The sequence below is a fragment of the Leucobacter iarius genome (assembly GCF_039530105.1).
In the GTDB taxonomy this organism is placed as follows: Bacteria; Actinomycetota; Actinomycetes; order Actinomycetales; family Microbacteriaceae; genus Leucobacter; species Leucobacter iarius.
Genome location: NZ_BAAAOB010000019.1, coordinates 1 through 626, shown reverse-complemented (window position 1 = coordinate 626; position 626 = coordinate 1). Strand labels below are relative to the sequence as shown.

Sequence of the window (626 nt, the reverse complement as noted above, 5' to 3'; positions counted from 1 at the left end):
GCGTCAGAGCACCGGGCCGATTCTTTGACAGTGAATCACTCCCGTAAGGTTGTGCCGGTGTGGGTGTCCCGGGTCGAGACGATACTCCGCCAATGCGCCCAGCAAACAACCTGGCCATCGCAGGTGGTGGGTCCATGGGTTTGAGCATTTTCATCCAGTCCCATTCTCGTTGTGAGAGCTTCTCAGCACCAACAGAGAGCAGAACTGTATCGATACTTTTGCGGGTCAACATAAGGGGATGAGTCCTTAATAAAACAGGTCCTCAGAGCATACATATTCTGCGGGGCGTGCGGCAACAACAGGACGAACCGGGGCGGTTTTCAATTTGCAGCCGCCAGGCTGCCGTGGTTCATCTTCAGGTCAGAGCACTCAAAGACGCAGGTGTGAAAGCAAACCGTATATTTACCGATAAGGCATCCGGCAGTTCAACAGACCGGGAAGGGCTGGATTTGCTGAGGATGAAGGTGGAGGAAGGTGATGTCATTCTGGTTAAGAAGCTCGACCGTCTTGGCCGCGACACCGCCGACATGATCCAACTGATAAAAGAGTTTGATGCTCAGGGTGTCGCGGTTCGGTTTATTGACGACGGGATCAGTACCGACGGTGATATGGGGCAAATGGTGGTC

1 protein-coding gene is annotated in these 626 nt (G+C 53.7%); it reads left to right on the top strand.

Annotated features, from left to right (window positions below; genetic code table 11):
* Positions 1–287 precede the first annotated feature (287 nt).
* On the top strand, positions 288–626 hold a 339-nt coding region (locus tag ABD169_RS16075), incomplete at its 3' end, for a recombinase family protein (protein ID WP_425560988.1).